Origin of the sequence: Microvirga pakistanensis (genome assembly GCF_004458765.1) — a bacterium.
Taxonomy (GTDB): domain Bacteria; phylum Pseudomonadota; class Alphaproteobacteria; order Rhizobiales; family Beijerinckiaceae; genus Microvirga; species Microvirga pakistanensis.
Map to the genome: position 1 here is coordinate 1 of NZ_SPJX01000649.1, position 223 is coordinate 223.

The 223-nt window shown below is 64.6% G+C and carries 1 protein-coding gene; it reads right to left on the reverse strand.

Features of this window, described 5'->3' with window-relative positions; all coding sequences use genetic code 11:
- Positions 1-8 precede the first annotated feature (8 nt).
- Positions 9-223 (reverse strand): hypothetical protein (locus E4K09_RS29905; RefSeq protein WP_204985788.1); only part of this gene is annotated, 215 nt, incomplete at its 5' end.

The window sequence follows — 223 nt, forward strand, 5'->3', positions numbered from 1 at the left end:
CGCTCAGGTCAGCAGAACGCCAATGCGACAGGGTCTGTGACTGGCACGACCCGTGCTCCCACGACAGGTACGGCGGGAACTAACACCGCCGGCACCAGCTCAACGATGGGAACGGCCGGCCAGAACGCAGCACAGACTGGCGCAACCCAGACGGGCACGGGCGCCACTGCCAATGCACCCGAGCCGGATGCGATCATCGTCATGATGACCAGAGAGCAGCTTC